The following is an 18,721-nucleotide window of genomic DNA, read 5'->3' on the forward strand; positions in this document are numbered from 1 at the left end:
CTCGGTGTGGCTCCCTTGGAGCGTGTTGTCAATTCGCAACTGCGAATGATAACGACACTTGGGCGCCGCTCACCTTGCCTTCGGTCAAACGATTGGCCAGATCGACCCGGCCGCCATGTTCATCCATGATTTTCTTGACCACCGCCAGCCCGAGGCCAGTGCCTTTGGTCTTGGTGGTGACGTAAGGCTCGAAGGCGCGCTTGAGGATGTGCTCCGCGAAGCCGGGGCCTTGATCGAGCACGGACAGGCGCACCCACTGCCCGGTGTCGGAGCGCCGGGTGCGCAGCACCACCTGGGCGCCAGGCAGGCCGGCCATGGCGTCCTGTGCGTTCTGGACCAGGTTGTGCAGCGTCTGGCGCACCTGCTGCCCGTCGGCCAGCGCCAGCGGCAGGTCGTCGGCGAGTTCCAGGCGCACCGGCACGGCGGCGTGGTCGTACAGCACGAGGATGTCGCGCACCAGGGCGTTGAGGTCGGTGGGCACGAGGCGCGCGGCGGGAAGGCGGGCGTAGTCGCGGAATTCGTTCACCAGCCGCTTCATGGCATCGACCTGGTCGACGATGGTGCGAACCGATTTGTTGAGGATGGCCTGCTCGGCCGGCTGCACCTTGCCGTCGAGCTTCATGGCCAGCCGCTCTGCGGAGAGCTGGATGGGAGTGAGCGGGTTCTTGATTTCGTGCGCCAGCCGGCGCGCGACCTCGCCCCAGGCCTTGGCACGCTGGGCCGACACCATTTCGGACACGTCGTCGAACACCAGCAGGCGCTGGTTGTGCGGCAGCAATGCACCGCGCGCGATCAGCGTGATGCCTTCGTCGAACGGGGTGCTGCCGTCGGCGCTGAGCTCGAACGACTGTTGCCAGTGGCCCCCCTCGTGCAGGGCCTGCTCCGACAGAAAGCGTTCGAATTGCTGCAGCACGCCGGAAGCGAAGGCCTCCAGGCCGGGCACGGCAGCCAGCGTCTGCCCCATGTGCAGCGTGAGCGGCGTGCGCAGGATGCGGGCCGCGCCGGGGTTGACGCTCTGCAGGCGGCCCTGTTCGTCGAGCACCACCACGCCGGCGGTGAGGTTGTCGAGAATGGTCTGCAGGTTGTCGCGCGCGGCGTCCACCTGCTCCATGCTTTTCTGCACCGCCCCGCGCGCGTCAGCGAGGTCTTGCGTCATATGGGCAAAGGTGCGCGTGAGGCTGGCGAGTTCATCGCGCGAGGTCAGCGCGGTCTTGGGCGCGAGGTTGCCAGCGGCCACTTCGCGCATGCCCTCGGCCAGCACCAGCAGCGGGCGCACCAGCTGGTTGCCGAGCAGCACGGCCAGCAGCACCGCGCCAAAAACGGCCAGGAACAGCGCCAGCGTGAGGGTGCCGATGTACATGCGCCGCAAGCCTTCACGGGTGAGCGCCCGCTCCTGGTACTCGCGATTCGCCACCTGCACGGCCAGCGCGTCGGTCACCAGCGCGCTGGGCAGCGGCACCACCACCTGCAGGTAGCGCGGCTCGGCATTCAGCCCGAAGCTGGGCGGGCTCACCAGCGCCAGCACCTTGATGCGAGCCTGGCTGACGGCGATAAGCGCCTCGATGTCGTTCTCGGCGCCCTCTTCCAGCCCTTCGATCTGCGCCACCACGCGCGCGTTGCGTGCGCTGCGCAACTGGGCGGGCGTGGGTCGCTCGGGATTGATGTCGAAACGCGAGAGACCCGAGCTGCCCAGCGCCTGGCCACTGGCGCTCCAGAGCACCAGGTCGGTCACACCGAGTTGTTCGCGCAGGCGCTCCAGGGCGAACACCGCCGACGAGTTGGGCACACGCGAAAGGCTTTCGGCGGCCACCCGGGTCTTGCTGCTGAGGTCGGCGGTGAGGGTTTCCAGCGTGGTGCGGCCCAGGTTCAGGCCGGCGGTGAGCGCCGATTCCACGCGCACGTCGAACCAGCTCTCGATGGAGCGCGAGACAAACTGGTAGGACACGGTGTAGATGAGCACACCGGGCAGGATGCCGACCAGACCGATGATGGCCGCCAGCTTGATGAGCAGCCGGCTGCCGAACTTGCCGCGCTTGAGGCGCAGGGCCAGGCGCAGCGCCAGCCAGAGAATGACCAGCAGCAGGAAGGCGGCCACTGCCACATTGATGCCGACCAGCCAGGTGAAGTTCTGTTCGTAGAGCGCGCGGTTGTTGGTGGCCAGCGTGAGCAGGAACAACAGCACCATGCCCACACCGGCCATGAAGACCAGACCAGCGCCCACCGCCCAGCGCACGGCGGCGGTCTTTCGACGGGGGGGGTGAAGTTCGCTGGAAGGTGTCACGGTGTCTGCGGCCAGGCGGGATGAGCCGCCAGCGTATCAGCGTGCAGGCTCGACCCTGGGCGACTCGCCCGTGACTTCCACGGCGTGCGCGCCATCGACCAGCGGTGGCTTCTCGGGCTCGGCGCCCTCCGGCACGGCGAGCGAGCGTTGCAGTTCGATGGCCCATTCGGGCTGGTTGGCCATGCCGATCTGGAACGGGCGGGGCAGCAGGGAGAGGTCAAGGCGGAACGCGAATTCGACCCGATGGGAGGCGCCGGGTTCCAGCCGGTCTGCGCCGGCGATGCGCCAGCGCGACACACGGGCCACGCCGGCCAACGCTTCCGAGAGGGTGTCGAAGTTCTGGTGAAGGGCGTACTGCAGGCCAGCACCGCTGTTGGAATTGCCGGTGTCATTGGAGAGGCTCACCCGCCAGCGGCGCGTCAGAGGCTGGTAGGCCAGGCGCAGGGTGCGATAGGCGCTGGTGACGCGTTTGTCGGTCCAGTACCAGCGGTAGCGGTAGACGTCGGCGCGCCAGACAAAATACAGGGGCACGGCCTTGAGCAGCGCGTCTTCCACCACGGAAGAGGGGTTGATCTCCATGCGCGCCGAGAGGTACAGCGCCTCGGTGGTGCGCTGCAGGGTGAGCTGGTCAAGCAGCGGCCCCTGCGCCTGCGCCGGCCACAGGGCCAGCCAGATCAACGTCAGGCCGAGGCCCAGGCTTCGCAAATGGCGGATTGCCCGGATCAACACCGGGCTCCAGAACCGGGTACGGGAAGGACTTTCAAGGCGTGGCCTTGTCGATCCGGGTGTAAAAAAAGCCGTCTTGTCCACCCGAATGATTGTCGTTGAACTCCCCGGAGGCGACAGACAAACCCGGCAGCAAATGCCCCACGGAGGGGCGAACGATTGCATCAGTGTGGTGCTCAAGGAACGCCTGGACCTGTTCCGAGCCTTCGGCGCGAAAGACCGAGCAGGTGGCGTACAACAAATGGCCTCCTGGCTTGAGCAGGGGCCACAGGGCTTTCAGCAGGGTGCGCTGCACAGCCACCAGCGCGGCCACGTCGGCCTCGCGGCGCAGCCAGCGCACATCCGGGTGGCGCCGCACGATGCCCGAGGCGGTGCACGGGGCATCGAGCAGGATGGCATCGAAGGGCCGGCCATCCCACCAGGTGGGCGGGCGGGCGGCGTCGGCACAGCGCACCTCGGCCGCCAGACCCAGGCGGCCCAGGGTCTCCTGGATGCGCTCGCAGCGTTCCGGATCCACATCGAGCGCAAGCAGGTCGACGTCGGCGCGTTCGAGCAGGTGGGCGGTCTTTCCACCGGGTGCTGCGCAGGCGTCGAGCACACGGTCGGCACGGCTCCAGTCGCGGCCTTCGAGCAGCAGGTCGGCGGCCATCTGGGCCGCAGCGTCCTGCACCGAGCAGTGGCCTTGCGCGAATCCGGGCAGGCGTTCCACCGGCTGCGGCGTGGCCAGCTCCAGGCCATCGCTGCCCACCGCAGTGGACACCAGACCCACGGCCTGCAACGCCTGCTGGTAGCTGGCGCGGTCGGTGCGGCGGCGGTTCACACGCAGCGTCATCGGGCCGGGCTGGTTGTTGGCCATCAGGATGGCTTGCCAGTGTTCGGGGTGGTCGCGCCGCAGGCGCTCGATCCACCAGAGAGGGTGGTTCCAGCGGGCCACCGGATCGCGCTCGACCTCGGCCAGCAGATCGGCCTGCTCGCGCAGGAAGCGGCGCAGACAGGCATTGACAAAAGGGGCCTGGCGCTCGGTGGCGCGGTCGGCACGGGCCGCCTCCACCGCCTGGTTCACCACGGTGTGGGGTGCGTAGCGCACGCCGTCGGTGGGCTCCAGCAAAAGGGCAACGGCGCTATGCAGGAGGCCAAGCACTGCCGCCTGTGGTTTTCGCTCGGCCAGCAGCGCCACCAGGGCGCGCGCCATGCCGAGGTGGCGCAAGACGTGAAAGGTGAGGGCCTGCACACCCGGACGAAGCGCAGGCGACACCTCGGGCAGGACATCGCTGAGCGAGCGGCCTTCTCCCACCGCGCGCACGCAGCGCGCCGTGGCGCGCAACTGGGTGGACAGGCTGGGGGCGAGCGAAGGCGAAGCAGGAGCGGTCAACAGCGGGTTCCGGAAACAGGCCTGGCGGCGAGACCGCCAAGTGTCACACAGCGACGGTGGCGGGCGCCTCTTCACGCGAGAGCGGCAGCGGACCCATGTCGCGACCATAGATGCGCCGGATGCGCTGTGAAATCGGTGGGTGCGAGTCGAGCCAGTGCGCGACCTGGCCACTCTCGTTGGCCACCAGCAGCATGTGCTGAACGAGCGAACCGGTGGATCGCGCCTCGATGCCTTCTCGCCGCTGGGTGAGCACCTTGCGCAGCACACCGCCCAGGCCGTCACGGCTGCGGGTCCATTGCACGGCGCGGGCATCGGCCAAATACTCGCGCTGGCGCGACACCGCGGCCTGCAAGGCATGGCCGGCGAGCCAGCCCAGCCAGCCTGCGGCCATGATGGCCAGCCCGATCAGGGCGGCGGCCATGCGGCGGTCGCGCGTGTCGGGCTCGAACAGGTGCTGGCCCATGCGGTAGAGCATCTCCAGCCCGAACACCATGCCCACCAGTCGCATGTTCAGGCGCGTGTCTCCTTCGCCGATGTGGCTCAGTTCATGCGCCACCAGGCCTTGCAACTCCTCGCGCGTGAGGTGGTCGAGCGCGCCTCGCGTCACGGCCACCACTGCGTCGTCCTCGTCCCACCCTGTGGCAAAGGCGTTGATGCCCTGGTCACGCGCCAGCACCATCGCCTGCGGCCGTTTCAGGTTGGAGGAAATCGCCATTTCGTCGACGATGTTGCAGAAGCGCTGTTCATCGAAATCGCCCGAGGGCTGCGCCAGCCGCGCGCCCATCTGCTCGGCCAGCCGCTGGCCACCGCCTTCGGCCAGTCGCGAGGTTTCCACCCACCAGCCGCCCAGCACGAAGAGCAAAGTGACAGCCGTATTCACGGCGAAGTAATGGCGTGGATAGGTCAGGTCACCGGGCATCCAGAAGCCCCAGGTGAGCCCCCAGGCCAGGGCGAGCGCTGCGTTGACGGCCACCACCAGCAACACCACAGTCAGCGCGAAGGCGAACAGGAGGCGCCGGGTCTCGCCTCGGGCATCGCGCTGGAATTCGAAGAAGCGCACCCGCGTGCTCCGGAGTCAGCCGCGCGCTCACATCTGAATTCGCAAGGTCTGGCGCTCGGCTTCGGAAGTCGTGGACTCCAGCATGCTCTGCGGCATGAAACCGAACAGCCTCGCGATGATGAGCGTGGGGAACTGCGCAGCGGCGTCGTTGAATTCGAGCACCTGGTCGTTGTAGGCCTGCCGCGCAAAGCCGACCCGGTTCTCGGTGCTGGCCAATTCTTCGCTGAGTTCGCGCATGTTCTGGTCTGCCTTGAGGTCTGGGTAAGCCTCCACCACGGCAAACAGCTTGCCCAGCGCGCCCCCGAGCAATTGCTCGGCACCGGCCAGCGCACCGAGCGCGCTGGCGTTGAGCGGATTGCCGGCTGCCGTCTGCTCGGCCGTGCGCGCCTGGTTGCGCGCGGCGATCACGGCCTCCAGGGTCTGGGCTTCGTGAGCCAGGTAGCGGCGCGCCACCTCCACCAGATTGGGAATGAGGTCGTAGCGGCGCTTGAGTTGCACATCGATCTGGCCAAAGGCATTGGCGATCGCGTTCTTCAGCCGCACCAGACGGTTGTAGGCACCCACGGCCCAGAAAAACACCCCCAGGCCCAAAGCCAGAAAGACCCACAGAGAGACGGACATGTTCGGAACTCCTTGTTGGTTTGCGCACAGCCCGCTCCCCGGCAGGCGCGGCCAATATACCCCAGCGTTTCCAGGGGTCAGCGCATGCTTTGACCGCGCCACAACGAAAAACGCCCCCGGTCAGATGACCGGGGGCGTCTGCAGATTCAGCGGCGCGCGAGGCGCTGCTTCAAGCCTTATTCAGAAGCTTCATTGGTGCTCGCTGCATCGGCTTGATCGGCCTGGTCGGCGGCCAGCGAGATCGCGTCGGCTTCGGCGATGGCACGGCGTTCCTCGTCGTCCATCTTCTCCTTGACCTTGCGCGCCTCGTGGTAGGCCATACCGGTACCGGCCGGGATCAGACGACCCACGATCACGTTTTCCTTCAGGCCACGCAGCTCGTCGCGCTTGCCCATGATGGCCGCCTCGGTCAGCACGCGGGTGGTTTCCTGGAAGGAAGCCGCCGAGATGAACGAGTCGGTAGACAGCGAGGCCTTGGTGATACCGAGCAGGATGTTGCTGTAGGTCGCGGGGATCTTGCCTTCGGTGCGCAAGGCATCGTTGGTGTTGAGGATCTCCGAACGCTCGACCTGCTCGCCAGCGATGTAGCTCGAATCGCCCACGCCTTCGACGACCACGCGGCGCAGCATCTGGCGAACGATCACCTCGATGTGCTTGTCGTTGATCTTCACACCCTGCAGGCGGTAGACGTCCTGCACTTCATCGACGATGTAGCGCGAGAGTTCCTCGATGCCCAGCAGGCGCAGGATGTCCTGCGGGTCGGCCGGCCCGTCCACGATGCTCTCGCCCTTGTTGACCACCTGGCCTTCGTGCACCAGGATGTTCTTTTCCTTGGGGATGAGCTCGTCCCACACCTTGCCTTCGGGGTCGGTGATCTGCAGGCGGACCTTGCCTTTGGTTTCCTTGCCGAACGACACGGTACCGGTCATCTCGGCCAGCATGCCCTTGTCCTTGGGGCTGCGGGCTTCGAACAGCTCGGCCACCCGCGGCAGACCGCCGGTGATGTCGCGCGTCTTCTGGCCTTCAACCGGGATGCGGGCGAGCACGTGGCCAGGGCCGACGTCCTGGCCGTCGCGCACTTCGAGCAGCGCGCCGACCTGGAAGCCCACCGTCACCGAGTGGTCGGTGCCGGGGATCTTCACTTCGTTGCCGGCCGCATCGAGCAGCTTGACCAGCGGACGAACCACCTTGGCCGAGCCACGGTGCTTGGGATCGATCACCACCAGCGAAGAGAGACCGGTCACGTCGTTGACCTGCTTGGCCACGGTGAGACCTTCCTCGACGTTCTCGAACTTCACCTGACCAGCAAATTCCGTGATGATCGGGCGCGTCAGCGGATCCCAGTTGGCGAGGACGGCACCAGCCTTGATCTGCTGGTCGGCCTTGACCGACAGCGTGGCGCCGTACGGCACCTTGTGGCGCTCGCGCTCGCGGCCATGTTCGTCGTGAATGATGATCTCGCCGGAACGAGCGATCACCACCAGTTCGCCCTTGGTGTTGGTCACGTAGCGCATCGTGGCGTTGAAGCCGATCGAGCCGCTGGACTTGGCTTCCACGCTGGAGGCCACCGCCGCACGCGACGCCGCACCACCGATGTGGAAAGTGCGCATGGTCAGCTGCGTGCCGGGTTCGCCGATCGACTGGGCTGCGATCACACCCACCGCTTCGCCGATGTTCACCAGGCCACCGCGACCCAGGTCGCGGCCGTAGCACTTGGCGCAGATGCCGAAGCGGGTTTCGCAGGTCAGCGCGGTGCGCACCTTGACCTCGTCCACGCCCGCCACCTCGAGTTCGTCGAGCATGTCCTCGTCGAGCATTTCGCCCGCCGGCACCAGCACCGAACGCGTTTCGGGGTGGATCACTTCCTCGGCCGTGGTGCGGCCCAGGATGCGGTCGCGCAGCGATTCGATGACTTCACCGCCTTCGACGATGGCGCGCATCAGGGTGCCATTGGACGTACCGCAGTCTTGCTGGTTGACCACCAGATCCTGCGTCACATCCACCAGGCGGCGGGTGAGGTAGCCGGAGTTGGCCGTCTTCAGCGCCGTGTCGGCCAGGCCCTTTCGGGCGCCGTGGGTGGAGATGAAGTACTGCAACACGTTGAGGCCTTCACGGAAGTTCGCCGTGATGGGGGTCTCGATGATGGAGCCGTCAGGCTTGGCCATCAGGCCGCGCATGCCGGCCAGCTGGCGAATCTGCGCTGCGGAACCGCGAGCACCGGAATCGGCCATCATGTAGATGGAGTTGAACGACTCCTGGTCCACTTCCTTGCCGCTGCGATCGGTCACCTTCTGCTTGGCCAGCTGGGCCATCATGACCTTGGAGATTTCGTCCCCGGCCTTGCCCCAGATGTCCACCACCTTGTTGTAGCGCTCGCCGGCGGTCACGAGACCGGAGGCGTACTGCTGGGCGATTTCCTTCACCTCGTTCTCGGCGCGATCGATGATGGCCGGCTTTTCCTTGGGCACCAGCATGTCGTCCACCGCGATGGAGATGCCGGCGCGCGTGGCCAGACGGAAACCGTTCTGGAGCAGCTTGTCGGCGAACACCACGGTTTCCTTCAGGCCGCACTTGCGGAAGGACGTGTTGATCAGGCGCGAGATTTCCTTCTTCTTCAGCGCCTTGTTCAGCACGTCGAAAGGCAGGCCCTTGGGCAGGATTTCGGAGAGCAGCGCGCGGCCCACGGTGGTGTCCACCAGCGTGGTGGACGACACCCACTCACCCGTGGCCTTGTCCAGCGTCTGCTGGGTCAGGCGCACGCTGATGCGGGCGGTGATTTCCACCACGGCGTTGTCCAGCGCGCGTTGCAACTCGGCCAGATCGGCAAAGATCATGCCTTCGCCCTTGGCGTTGGTGCGCTCGCGGGTGGCGTAGTAAAGGCCCAGCACCACGTCTTGCGACGGCACGATGGAGGGCTCGCCGTTGGCCGGGAACAGGATGTTGTTCGAGGCCAGCATCAGGGTGCGCGCTTCGATCTGCGCTTCCACGGACAGCGGCACGTGAACGGCCATCTGGTCACCGTCGAAGTCGGCGTTGAAGGCCGCGCACACCAGCGGGTGCAGCTGGATCGCCTTGCCTTCGATCAGGATCGGCTCGAAGGCCTGGATGCCCAGGCGGTGCAGCGTCGGTGCGCGGTTGAGCATCACCGGGTGTTCCTTGATCACCTCTTCCAGGATGTCCCACACCACCGGCGTGCCGGCTTCCACTTCCTTCTTCGCGGCCTTGATGGTGGTCGCGATGCCCATGGCTTCCAGGCGCGAGAAGATGAAAGGCTTGAACAGCTCGAGGGCCATCAGCTTGGGCAGGCCGCACTGGTGCAGCTTGAGCGTGGGGCCGACCACGATGACCGAACGGCCCGAGTAGTCGACGCGCTTGCCCAGCAAGTTCTGGCGGAAACGGCCGCTCTTGCCCTTGATCATGTCGGCCAGCGACTTGAGTGCGCGCTTGTTGGCGCCCGTCATGGCCTTGCCACGGCGGCCGTTGTCCAGCAGCGAGTCCACGGCTTCCTGGAGCATACGCTTCTCGTTGCGCGCGATGATCTCGGGCGCCTTGAGTTCGAGCAGGCGACGCAGGCGGCTGTTGCGGTTGATGACGCGGCGGTACAGGTCGTTCAGGTCGGAGGTCGCGAAGCGGCCACCGTCCAGCGGCACCAGCGGACGCAGGTCCGGCGGCAGCACGGGCAGCACGTCGAGCACCATCCACTCCGGCTTGATGCCGGACTTCTTGAAGGCTTCCAGCACTTTCAGGCGCTTGGCGTTCTTCTTGATCTTGAGTTCGGAGCCGGTCAGGTCGTTGCGCAGCTTCTCGATCTCGATGTCGAGGTCGATGGCCTGCAGCAGTTCCTTGATGCCCTCGGCGCCCATCTTGGCAATGAATTCGTCGCCGAATTCCTTGCGCTTGGCGTCGTAATCGTCCTCGCTCATGATCGCGAACTTCTTCAGCGGGGTCATGCCGGGATCGACGATCACATACGCTTCGAAGTACAGCACGCGTTCGATGTCGCGCAGCGTCATGTCCAGGATCAGGCCCAGACGTGACGGCAGCGACTTCAGGAACCAGATGTGGGCGCAGGGCGCGGCCAGGTCGATGTGGCCCATGCGCTCGCGGCGCACCTTGGTCTGCGTGACTTCAACGCCGCACTTCTCGCAGATGACGCCGCGGTGCTTGAGGCGCTTGTACTTGCCGCACAGGCATTCGTAGTCCTTGATGGGACCGAAGATCTTGGCGCAGAACAGACCGTCGCGCTCGGGCTTGAACGTGCGGTAGTTGATGGTCTCGGGCTTCTTGACTTCACCGAAGGACCACGAGCGGATTTTTTCCGGCGAAGCCAGGCCGATGCGGATCGCATCGAAGTGCTCGTCGGGCGTGAACTGCTTGAACAGGTCGAGCAAAGATTTCATGGGTTGCTTTCCTTATCGGTGAATTAGGAACGTTCGAGTTCGATGTCGATACCGAGCGAACGGATTTCCTTGACCAGCACGTTGAACGACTCGGGCATGCCCGCATCGATCGTGTGCTCGCCCTTGACGATGGATTCGTACACCTTGGTGCGGCCCTGCACGTCGTCCGACTTGACGGTGAGCATTTCCTGCAGGATGTAGGAAGCGCCGTAGGCTTCCAGCGCCCACACCTCCATCTCGCCGAAACGCTGACCACCAAACTGCGCCTTGCCGCCCAGCGGCTGCTGGGTGACCAGGGAGTACGGGCCAGTGGAACGGGCGTGCATCTTGTCGTCGACCAGGTGGTGCAGCTTCAGGAAGTGCATGTAGCCCACGGTGGTCTTGCGCTCGAAAGCGTCACCCGTGCGGCCGTCGTACAGCTGCGCCTGGGTGCGGGTATCCGTCAGGCCCTTGAGCTGGGCGATGTCGTCCGGGTAGGCCAGCTTCAGCATGGCGCGGATCTCGTCTTCCGAGGCGCCATCGAACACCGGGGTGGCAAACGGCACACCGTGCTGCAGGTTGTCGGCCATCTCGAACACGTCGGCGTCGCTGAGCGCGCCGAGGGTTTCCTTCTTGCCGGCCTGGTTGTAGATCTGCTCGAGGAACTGGCGCAGCTCGGTCGCCTTGGCTTCTGCCTGCAGCATGTCGCCGATGCGCTGACCCAGACCCTTGGCGGCCCAGCCCAGGTGGACTTCGAGCACCTGGCCCACGTTCATGCGCGAAGGCACGCCCAGCGGGTTCAGCACGATGTCGGCAGGGGTGCCGTCGGCCATGTAGGGCATGTCTTCCACGGGCACGATCTTGGAGACCACACCCTTGTTGCCGTGACGGCCGGCCATCTTGTCACCGGGTTGCAGGCGGCGTTTGACGGCCAGGTAGACCTTGACCATTTTCAGCACGCCCGCTGGCAGCTCGTCGCCCTGCGTGAGCTTCTTGCGCTTTTCTTCGAACGCGAGGTCGAAGCTGTGGCGCGTCTGCTCCATCGAGTTCTTGATGGACTCGAGCTGGGCGGCCACGTTGTCGTCGGCTGGGCGGATGTCGAACCAGTGGTACTTCTCGACTTCGTCCAGGTAGGCCTTGTCGATGGTCGTGCCCTTGGCCAGCTTCTTCGGGCCACCGTTGGCGGCCTTGCCGATCAGCAGCTTCTCGATGCGGTCGAACGCGTCGGCCTCCACAATGCGCAACTGGTCGTTCAGGTCCAGGCGGAAGCGCTTGAGCTCGTCGTCGATGATCTGCTGGGCGCGCTTGTCGCGCGTGATGCCTTCGCGGGTGAAGACCTGCACGTCGATCACGGTGCCTTGCGAGCCCTGGTCCACGCGCAGCGAGGTGTCCTTCACGTCCGAAGCCTTCTCGCCGAAGATCGCGCGCAGCAGCTTTTCTTCCGGCGTCAGCGTGGTCTCGCCCTTCGGCGTGACCTTGCCCACCAGCACGTCGCCGGGCAGCACTTCAGCGCCCACGTAGATGATGCCGGAGTCGTCCAGGCGGTTGAGTTGCTGCTCGGCCAGGTTGGGGATGTCGCGGGTGATTTCTTCCGCGCCCAGCTTGGTGTCGCGCGCCATCACCACCAGTTCCTCGATGTGGATCGAGGTGTAGCGGTCGTCGGCCACCACGCGTTCGGAGATCAGGATCGAATCTTCGAAGTTGTAGCCGTTCCAGGGCATGAAGGCGATCAGCATGTTCTGGCCGATCGAGATCTCACCCAGGTCGGTGGAAGCGCCGTCGGCGATCACGTCACCCGCTGCCAGCTTGTCGCCCTTCTTGACGATGGGGCGCTGGTGGATGTTGGTGTTCTGGTTGGAACGCTGGTACTTGATGAGGTTGTAGATGTCCACACCCACTTCACCGGCCACGGCTTCGGCGTCGTTCACGCGGATCACGATGCGGGTCGCGTCCACGTAGTCGACCACGCCACCGCGCTTGGCGGTGACGACGGTGCCGGAGTCGATCGCGGCGACGCGCTCGATGCCGGTGCCCACGAGCGGCTTTTCGGGACGCAGCACGGGCACGGCCTGGCGCGACATGTTGGCGCCCATCAGTGCGCGGTTCGCGTCGTCGTGCTCCAGGAACGGCACCAGCGAGGCGGCTACCGAGACGATCTGCGCAGGCGACACGTCCATGTACTGGATGGTGTCGGCCGGTGTCAGGATCGATTCACCCTTTTCACGCGCGGAAATCAGGTCGCCGGTCAGGCGGCCTTCGGCGTCGAGCGCGGCGTTGGCCTGCGCAATGACGTACTTGCCTTCCTCGATGGCGGACAGGTAATCGATCTGGTTCGTCACCTTGCCATCGATCACCCGGCGGTACGGCGTCTCGATGAAGCCGTATTCGTTCAGGCGCGCGTACAGGGCGAGCGAGTTGATCAGACCGATGTTCGGGCCTTCCGGCGTTTCGATCGGGCAGACGCGACCATAGTGGGTCACGTGCACGTCGCGCACTTCAAAGCCGGCACGTTCGCGGGTCAAACCGCCCGGGCCAAGAGCCGACACGCGGCGCTTGTGGGTGATTTCGGCCAGCGGGTTGGTCTGATCCATGAACTGCGATAGCTGCGACGCACCGAAGAACTCCTTGAGGGCCGCAGAGATCGGCTTGGAGTTGATCAGGTCGTGTGGCATCAGCGGCTCTTGCTCGGCCTGGCCGAGGCGTTCCTTCACGGCCTTCTCGATGCGGGCCAGGCCGGTGCGGTACTGGTTTTCGGCGAGTTCGCCCACGCAGCGCACGCGGCGGTTGCCCAGGTGGTCGATGTCGTCGACTTCGCCACGGCCATTGCGCAGGTCCACCAGGATCTTGACCACGGCCAGGATGTCCTCGTTGGACAGCACCATCGCGCCGGTGGATTCGTCGCGACCCACGCGGGCGTTGAACTTCATGCGGCCCACGCGCGAGAGGTCGTACGTGTCCGGGTTGTAGAACAGGCGGTGGAACAGGGCCTGCACGGCGTCTTCGGTCGGCGGCTCGCCGGGGCGCATCATGCGGTAGATGGCCACGCGCGCGGCGAACTCGTCGGCGGTTTCGTCAATGCGCAGGGTCTGCGAGATGTACGCGCCCTGGTCGAGTTCGTTGGTGTAGAGGCACTGCAAGTCCTGCACGCCGGCGGTGCGCAGCTTCTTCAGCAGGGCTTCGGTCAGTTCTTCGTTGGCCTTGGCGATGATTTCACCGGTGTCGGCGTCCACGATGTTGCGGGCCACCACGCGGCCGATCATGAAGTCTTCCGGCACGCTGATGTGCGTGGTGCCCGACTGCTCCAGTTCGCGGGTGTGGCGCACAGTGATGCGCTTGTCCTTGGCCACCACCACCTTGCCGCTCTTGTCGGTGATGTCGAAACGGGCCACTTCACCGCGCAGGCGCTCGGGCACGAAGGCCATCTGCGCGCCGCTGTCCATCACACGGAAGTGGTCGTTGACGAAGAAGTTGGCCAGGATGGTTTCCGGCGTCAGGCCGATGGCCTTGAGCAGGATGGTGACCGGCATCTTGCGGCGACGGTCGACGCGGAAGAACAGCACGTCCTTGGGGTCGAATTCGAAGTCGAGCCACGAGCCGCGGTAGGGAATGATGCGTGCGGAGAACAACAGCTTGCCCGAGCTGTGGGTCTTGCCCTTGTCGTGCTCGAAGAACACGCCTGGCGAACGGTGAAGCTGCGAGACGATCACGCGCTCTGTGCCGTTGATGATGAAGGAGCCTTTCTCGGTCATCAGGGGCACTTCGCCCATGTAGACCTCTTGTTCCTTCACTTCCTTGATCACCTTGGATTGCGCGGTCGAGGACTCGCGGTCGTAGATGATGAGTTGCACGCGCGCACGCACGGCCGACGCGAAGGTCAGGCCACGGGTCTGGCATTCGCGCACGTCGAAGGCGGGCTTGGCCAGGTTGTATTCGACGAACTTCATCTCCACGAAACCATTGTGGGAGACGATGGGGAACGCGGCCTCGAAAGCGGCCTGCAGGCCTTCGTTGGTGCGTTTCTTTGGCGCGTTGTCGGCCTGCAGGAACGCGGTGTAGGCGTCCTTCTGCATCTGGAGCAGGTAGGGAATCGCGAGAACGTTTTCGCGGGTACCAAAGCTCTTGCGGATGCGCTTGCGTTCGGTGTAGGAATATTTCGATGCTGAGGCCATGAGATCTCCGGGCTTGAGGTCTGCGGCGACTGTCTTGCCTACCAGGGCTGAACTCCTGGTGGCTTTCTTGGTGGCTGGCCTCTACCAACCATTGGCGGACGGCCTGTGCATTGCACACAGGCCCGAACCAAGTCGTCTTCTGCAGTCGGGGTCAGAAGACACTCAAAAGCAGGGTCATTGACCGGGCTTGTGGGTGCGCTCTGAAAGCACAGAAGGCTGGAGGCCCTTTCGGGCACTCCAGCCTCGGGAGGCGAGCGGATTACTTCAGCTCGGCCTTGGCGCCGGCTTCCACCAGCTTCTTCACGGCAGCTTCGGCGTCGGCCTTGGCGATCGCTTCCTTGACGTTCTTCGGTGCGCCGTCGACCAGGTCCTTGGCTTCCTTGAGGCCCAGACCGGTGATTTCGCGCACGGCCTTGATGACCGAGACCTTGTTGGCGCCGGCTTCGAGCAGCACGACGTTGAACTCGGTCTTTTCTTCAGCGGCCGCAGCGGCACCGCCGCCACCGCCACCTGCGGCCGGAGCGGCCATGGCCGCTGCGCTCACGCCAAACTTCTCTTCGATGGCTTTCACCAGTTCGTTGAGTTCCATGACCGTCATGCTGTCCAGCGAGGTCAGAAATGCGTCTTTATCGAATGCCATTTTGATTTCCTAACAATTGGTTTGAACGAACGTGCTGTGCCACTCAGGCAGCAGCCGCTTCTTCTGCTGCCGGTGCGGCAGCGCCTTCGCCTTTTTTGGCCGCCAGCGCGCCCAGCACCACGGCCGTGCGCGAGATGGGGGACATCAGCAAGCCACACAGCTGAGCCAGCAACACTTCCTTCGAAGGGATGTTGGCAAGCGTCTTCACGCCGTTGACGTCCAGGACTTTGCCTCCGTACACACCACCGCGAATCACCAGCTTGTCGTTGGTCTTCGCGAAATCGGCCACCACTTTCGCGGCGGCCACGGCGTCTTCAGAGAAGCCATAGATCAGCGGACCGGTCATCTGGTCGGCGGCCACTTCAAACGAGCTGCCAGCCACCGCACGGCGGGCCAGGGTGTTCTTCAACACACTCAGGCTCACACCATTGCTGCGGGCTGTCACGCGCAGTTTGTCCATGTTCGCGACCGTGATGCCACGGTATTCCGCCATCACGAGCGTTTGAGCTTTAGCGGCGAGGCTGGTCACTTCGGTAATGACCGCTTCTTTCTCACTGCGATTCAGACTCAAGGTCTACTCCTTAAATGTGCCTTCGGTTCTTGAGAACCTCCGGCACGCCTCATTGCAGCGACCAACTGTTTCGGAACTTGTTCCATCTGCAGCGGGATCGCCATCTGCGTTGGCTTGTCACAATTAAGCCGGTTTGCACCAGCACCAACGGTCTTGGATGGCCCCCGGACCGGCTTGCGCCAGCCCCGGGCCCACCACACCCGGGCCCCGAAGGACCCGAATTCCTTGCGATTACGCCGAGATGGACTGGGTGTCCACGCGGACGCCCACACCCATCGTCGACGACACGGCCACCTTGCGCAGGTACACACCCTTGCTGGTGGCCGGCTTGGCCTTGGTCAACGCGTCCAGCAGCGCCACCAGGTTGCCCTGAAGCTTGTCGGCGTCAAACGAACGGCGACCGATGGTGCCGTGGATGATGCCGGCCTTGTCGACGCGGAACTGAACCTGACCGGCCTTGGCGTTGCGCACGGCTTGTGCCACATCGGGCGTCACGGTACCCACCTTGGGGTTCGGCATCAGGCCACGGGGGCCGAGCACCTGGCCCAGGGTACCGACGATGCGCATGGCGTCCGGCGAGGCGATGACCACGTCGAAGTTCATGTTGCCCGCCTTGATGTCGGCGGCGAGGTCGTCCATGCCGACAATGTCGGCGCCAGCGGCCTTGGCTTCTTCAGCCTTGGCGCCCTGGGCGAACACGGCCACGCGCTTGGTCTTGCCGGTGCCGTTGGGCATCACGACGGCGCCACGCACCACCTGATCGGACTTCTTGGCGTCCACGCCGAGCTGGATGGCCACATCGATGGACTCGTCGAACTTGGCGTTCGCGCATTCCTTGATGATCGCCAGCGCGTCGGTCAGGCTGTACAGCTTGTTGCTGTCGACCTTGCCTTCGAAGGCTTTCTGCTTTTTGGTCAGCTTGGCCATTTACACGCCCTCCACAATCACGCCCATCGAGCGGGCCGAACCGGCGATGGTGCGCACAGCGGCGTCCACATCGGCAGCGGTCATGTCTTTCATCTTGGTTTTGGCGATTTCCTCGAGCTGCGCACGGGTGATCTTGCCGACCTTGTTCTTGTTGGGCACCGAAGAGCCCTTGTCGAGCTTGATGGCCTTCTTGATCAGGGTCGTCGCGGGCGGCGTCTTGATGATGAAGGTGAAGCTCTTGTCCGCGAAGGCCGTGATCACCACGGGCAGCGGCAGACCGGGCTCGACGCCCTGGGTCTGGGCGTTGAACGCCTTGCAGAACTCCATGATGTTCAGGCCGCGCTGACCCAGCGCCGGACCGATCGGGGGAGAGGGGTTGGCCTTACCAGCTGGCACTTGCAGCTTGATGAAGCCGACGATTTTTTTCGCCATTTTTTAGCTCCTGCGAGTGCAGACGGTTGCCACATGGACAACCTCCTCGCGGTTGAGGACCCGGGAAAGATCAGATGGCGCAGGCGTCGGGCCGACCCGCCTGTGCCACGAAAAAGGATCAGGTCTTCTCGACCTGGCTGAATTCCAGCTCCACGGGCGTGGCACGACCAAAGATGGTCACCGACACGCGCATCTTGTTCTTCTCGTAGTTGACTTCCTCGACAGTGCCGTTGAAGTCGGTGAACGGGCCTTCCTTCACGCGGACGTACTCGCCCACCACGAACTCGACCTTGTGGCGCGGCTTGTCCGTGCCTTCCTGCATCTGGTTGACGATCTTCTGAACATCTTCCTCGGAGATCGGTGCCGGGCGATTCTTGGCACCACCCACAAAGCCGGTGACCTTGTTGGTGTGCTTGACCAGGTGCCAGGTGTCGTCGTCCATCACCATTTCCACCAGCACATAGCCGGGGAAGAACTTGCGTTCGGTGGTGCGCTTCTGGCCGTTCTTCATCTCCACCACTTCTTCGGTGGGGACCAGGATGCGGCCGAACTTGTCCTGCATGCCAGCACGGGTGATTCGCTCGATGATGTTGCGCTCGGCGGCTTTCTCCATGCCGGAGTAGGCATGCACCACATACCAGCGCATGCCTTCGGCGGCGGTCAAGGGACTGTTCTGCTCGGTCATCATTTTCTCCAGCCCAGGATCAGGTCGTAAAACACCCATTCGACGGTCTTGTCGGTGAGCCACAGGAACAGGGCCATCACGAACACGAACGCGAACACGTAAGCCGTCATCTGGATGGCTTCCTTGCGAGCCGGCCAAACCACCTTCTTGACTTCTCGCCAGGCATCCCGGCCGAAGGCCAGCAACTGCTTGCCGGACTCGGAAACAGCGAACACCACCACCGCCGCCGCCAGCAGCACGATCAGAGCGCCCCATTGCGCCAGAGCGCCCTGGGCCGACAGCAGGTAGAACGCCACGAATGAGCCCAGCAGGAGCGCAATGGCGACCGCCAGCTTGGCCTTGTCGGCGCCGGTGTGGACGGTTTGAACTTCAGAAGTGGCCATGACGATCCAGACAATACTTTTCAAAACGCGTGAAAAAAGCCAAAAGCTTGAGACACGCAAGCCCACCAGAGGTCTTTACGACTTCGGTGGGCTTGTGACACCACAAAACAGGGTGGATTCAGTTTCCGGCTGATCCTGTTGGGTGGCAGGGGCAGTAGGAATCGAACCTACAACCTTCGGTTTTGGAGACCGACGCTCTGCCAATTGAGCTATACCCCTACTGGCGATGCCCCACTGCGGGCGGTTAATCGGTTGAGTCAGACCACGCGCCAAGCGAGTGCGTCTGACTCAGGGTTCTCAAGCGATGATCTTGGCGACCACGCCGGCGCCGACGGTGCGGCCGCCTTCGCGGATGGCAAAGCGCAGGCCTTCTTCCATGGCGATCGGCGCGATCAGCTTGACCGTGATCGACACGTTGTCACCGGGCATCACCATTTCCTTGCCTTCGGGCAGCTCGATCGAGCCGGTCACGTCG

Annotated in this window: 14 protein-coding genes, 1 tRNA gene and 1 pseudogene; 1 reads left to right on the forward strand and 15 read right to left on the reverse strand. The window is 64.4% G+C overall.

The window, feature by feature from the left end; all coding sequences use genetic code 11:
• Nucleotides 1–28 precede the first annotated feature (28 nt).
• The 13 genes from ACTIF6_RS16720 to secE form a co-directional block, all read right to left on the reverse strand.
• Nucleotides 29–2,281, reverse strand: a complete 2,253-nt coding sequence (locus ACTIF6_RS16720) for an ATP-binding protein (RefSeq protein ID WP_439589061.1) — start codon at nucleotides 2,279–2,281, stop codon at nucleotides 29–31.
• A 36-nt stretch (nucleotides 2,282–2,317) separates the two neighbouring features.
• A complete protein-coding gene (locus ACTIF6_RS16725; RefSeq protein ID WP_439589062.1) occupies nucleotides 2,318–3,007 on the reverse strand; it encodes a DUF4390 domain-containing protein in 690 nt (229 codons plus the stop codon).
• Between the two features lie 34 nt (nucleotides 3,008–3,041).
• A complete protein-coding gene (rsmB, locus tag ACTIF6_RS16730; RefSeq protein ID WP_439589063.1) occupies nucleotides 3,042–4,379 on the reverse strand; it encodes a 16S rRNA (cytosine(967)-C(5))-methyltransferase RsmB in 1,338 nt (445 codons plus the stop codon).
• Between the two features lie 43 nt (nucleotides 4,380–4,422).
• Nucleotides 4,423–5,439 (reverse strand): M48 family metalloprotease, encoded by a 1,017-nt coding sequence (locus tag ACTIF6_RS16735; protein ID WP_439589064.1) that lies wholly within the window; start codon nucleotides 5,437–5,439, stop codon nucleotides 4,423–4,425.
• Nucleotides 5,440–5,466: 27 nt separating this feature from the next.
• A complete protein-coding gene (locus ACTIF6_RS16740; RefSeq protein WP_439589065.1) occupies nucleotides 5,467–6,060 on the reverse strand; it encodes a LemA family protein in 594 nt (197 codons plus the stop codon).
• Nucleotides 6,061–6,236: 176 nt separating this feature from the next.
• Nucleotides 6,237–10,460, reverse strand: coding sequence for a DNA-directed RNA polymerase subunit beta' (gene rpoC / locus ACTIF6_RS16745; RefSeq protein WP_439589066.1), 4,224 nt, complete (start codon nucleotides 10,458–10,460; stop codon nucleotides 6,237–6,239).
• A 23-nt stretch (nucleotides 10,461–10,483) separates the two neighbouring features.
• On the reverse strand, nucleotides 10,484–14,608 hold the full coding sequence (rpoB, locus tag ACTIF6_RS16750; protein WP_439589067.1) for a DNA-directed RNA polymerase subunit beta: 4,125 nt from the start codon (nucleotides 14,606–14,608) through the stop codon (nucleotides 10,484–10,486).
• Nucleotides 14,609–14,867: 259 nt separating this feature from the next.
• Complete coding sequence (rplL, locus tag ACTIF6_RS16755; protein ID WP_439589068.1) at nucleotides 14,868–15,248, reverse strand: 50S ribosomal protein L7/L12; 381 nt, start codon at nucleotides 15,246–15,248, stop codon at nucleotides 14,868–14,870.
• Between the two features lie 43 nt (nucleotides 15,249–15,291).
• A complete protein-coding gene (gene rplJ / locus ACTIF6_RS16760; protein WP_439589069.1) occupies nucleotides 15,292–15,819 on the reverse strand; it encodes a 50S ribosomal protein L10 in 528 nt (175 codons plus the stop codon).
• 231 nt (nucleotides 15,820–16,050) lie between these two features.
• Nucleotides 16,051–16,746 carry a 50S ribosomal protein L1 gene (gene rplA, locus ACTIF6_RS16765; protein WP_439589070.1) on the reverse strand — a complete coding sequence of 232 codons (696 nt, stop codon included), beginning with the start codon at nucleotides 16,744–16,746 and terminating at the stop codon, nucleotides 16,051–16,053.
• Nucleotides 16,747–17,178: a 50S ribosomal protein L11 gene (rplK, locus tag ACTIF6_RS16770; protein ID WP_137922451.1), complete on the reverse strand. Its 432-nt coding sequence runs from the start codon at nucleotides 17,176–17,178 to the stop codon at nucleotides 16,747–16,749.
• Nucleotides 17,179–17,296: 118 nt separating this feature from the next.
• Nucleotides 17,297–17,863: a transcription termination/antitermination protein NusG gene (gene nusG, locus ACTIF6_RS16775; protein ID WP_428291398.1), complete on the reverse strand. Its 567-nt coding sequence runs from the start codon at nucleotides 17,861–17,863 to the stop codon at nucleotides 17,297–17,299.
• Complete coding sequence (secE, locus tag ACTIF6_RS16780) at nucleotides 17,863–18,246, reverse strand: preprotein translocase subunit SecE (RefSeq protein WP_439589071.1); 384 nt, start codon at nucleotides 18,244–18,246, stop codon at nucleotides 17,863–17,865. Before secE ends, nusG begins: the two co-directional genes overlap by 1 nt.
• Here secE and ACTIF6_RS16785 point away from each other — a divergent pair.
• Nucleotides 18,245–18,379 carry a hypothetical protein gene (locus ACTIF6_RS16785; RefSeq protein WP_439589072.1) on the forward strand — a complete coding sequence of 45 codons (135 nt, stop codon included), beginning with the start codon at nucleotides 18,245–18,247 and terminating at the stop codon, nucleotides 18,377–18,379. The two genes, secE and ACTIF6_RS16785, sit on opposite strands and share 2 nt — an antisense overlap.
• Nucleotides 18,380–18,389: 10 nt before the next feature.
• Here ACTIF6_RS16785 and ACTIF6_RS16790 read toward each other — a convergent pair.
• Both ACTIF6_RS16790 and tuf read right to left on the reverse strand, forming a co-directional pair.
• Nucleotides 18,390–18,465 (reverse strand) — tRNA-Trp (locus ACTIF6_RS16790).
• 78 nt (nucleotides 18,466–18,543) lie between these two features.
• Nucleotides 18,544–18,721, reverse strand: a pseudogene (gene tuf / locus ACTIF6_RS16795) (elongation factor Tu); the annotation flags it as partial.

This window comes from Hydrogenophaga sp., from assembly GCF_051860785.1.
Classification (GTDB): domain Bacteria; phylum Pseudomonadota; class Gammaproteobacteria; order Burkholderiales; family Burkholderiaceae_C; genus Hydrogenophaga.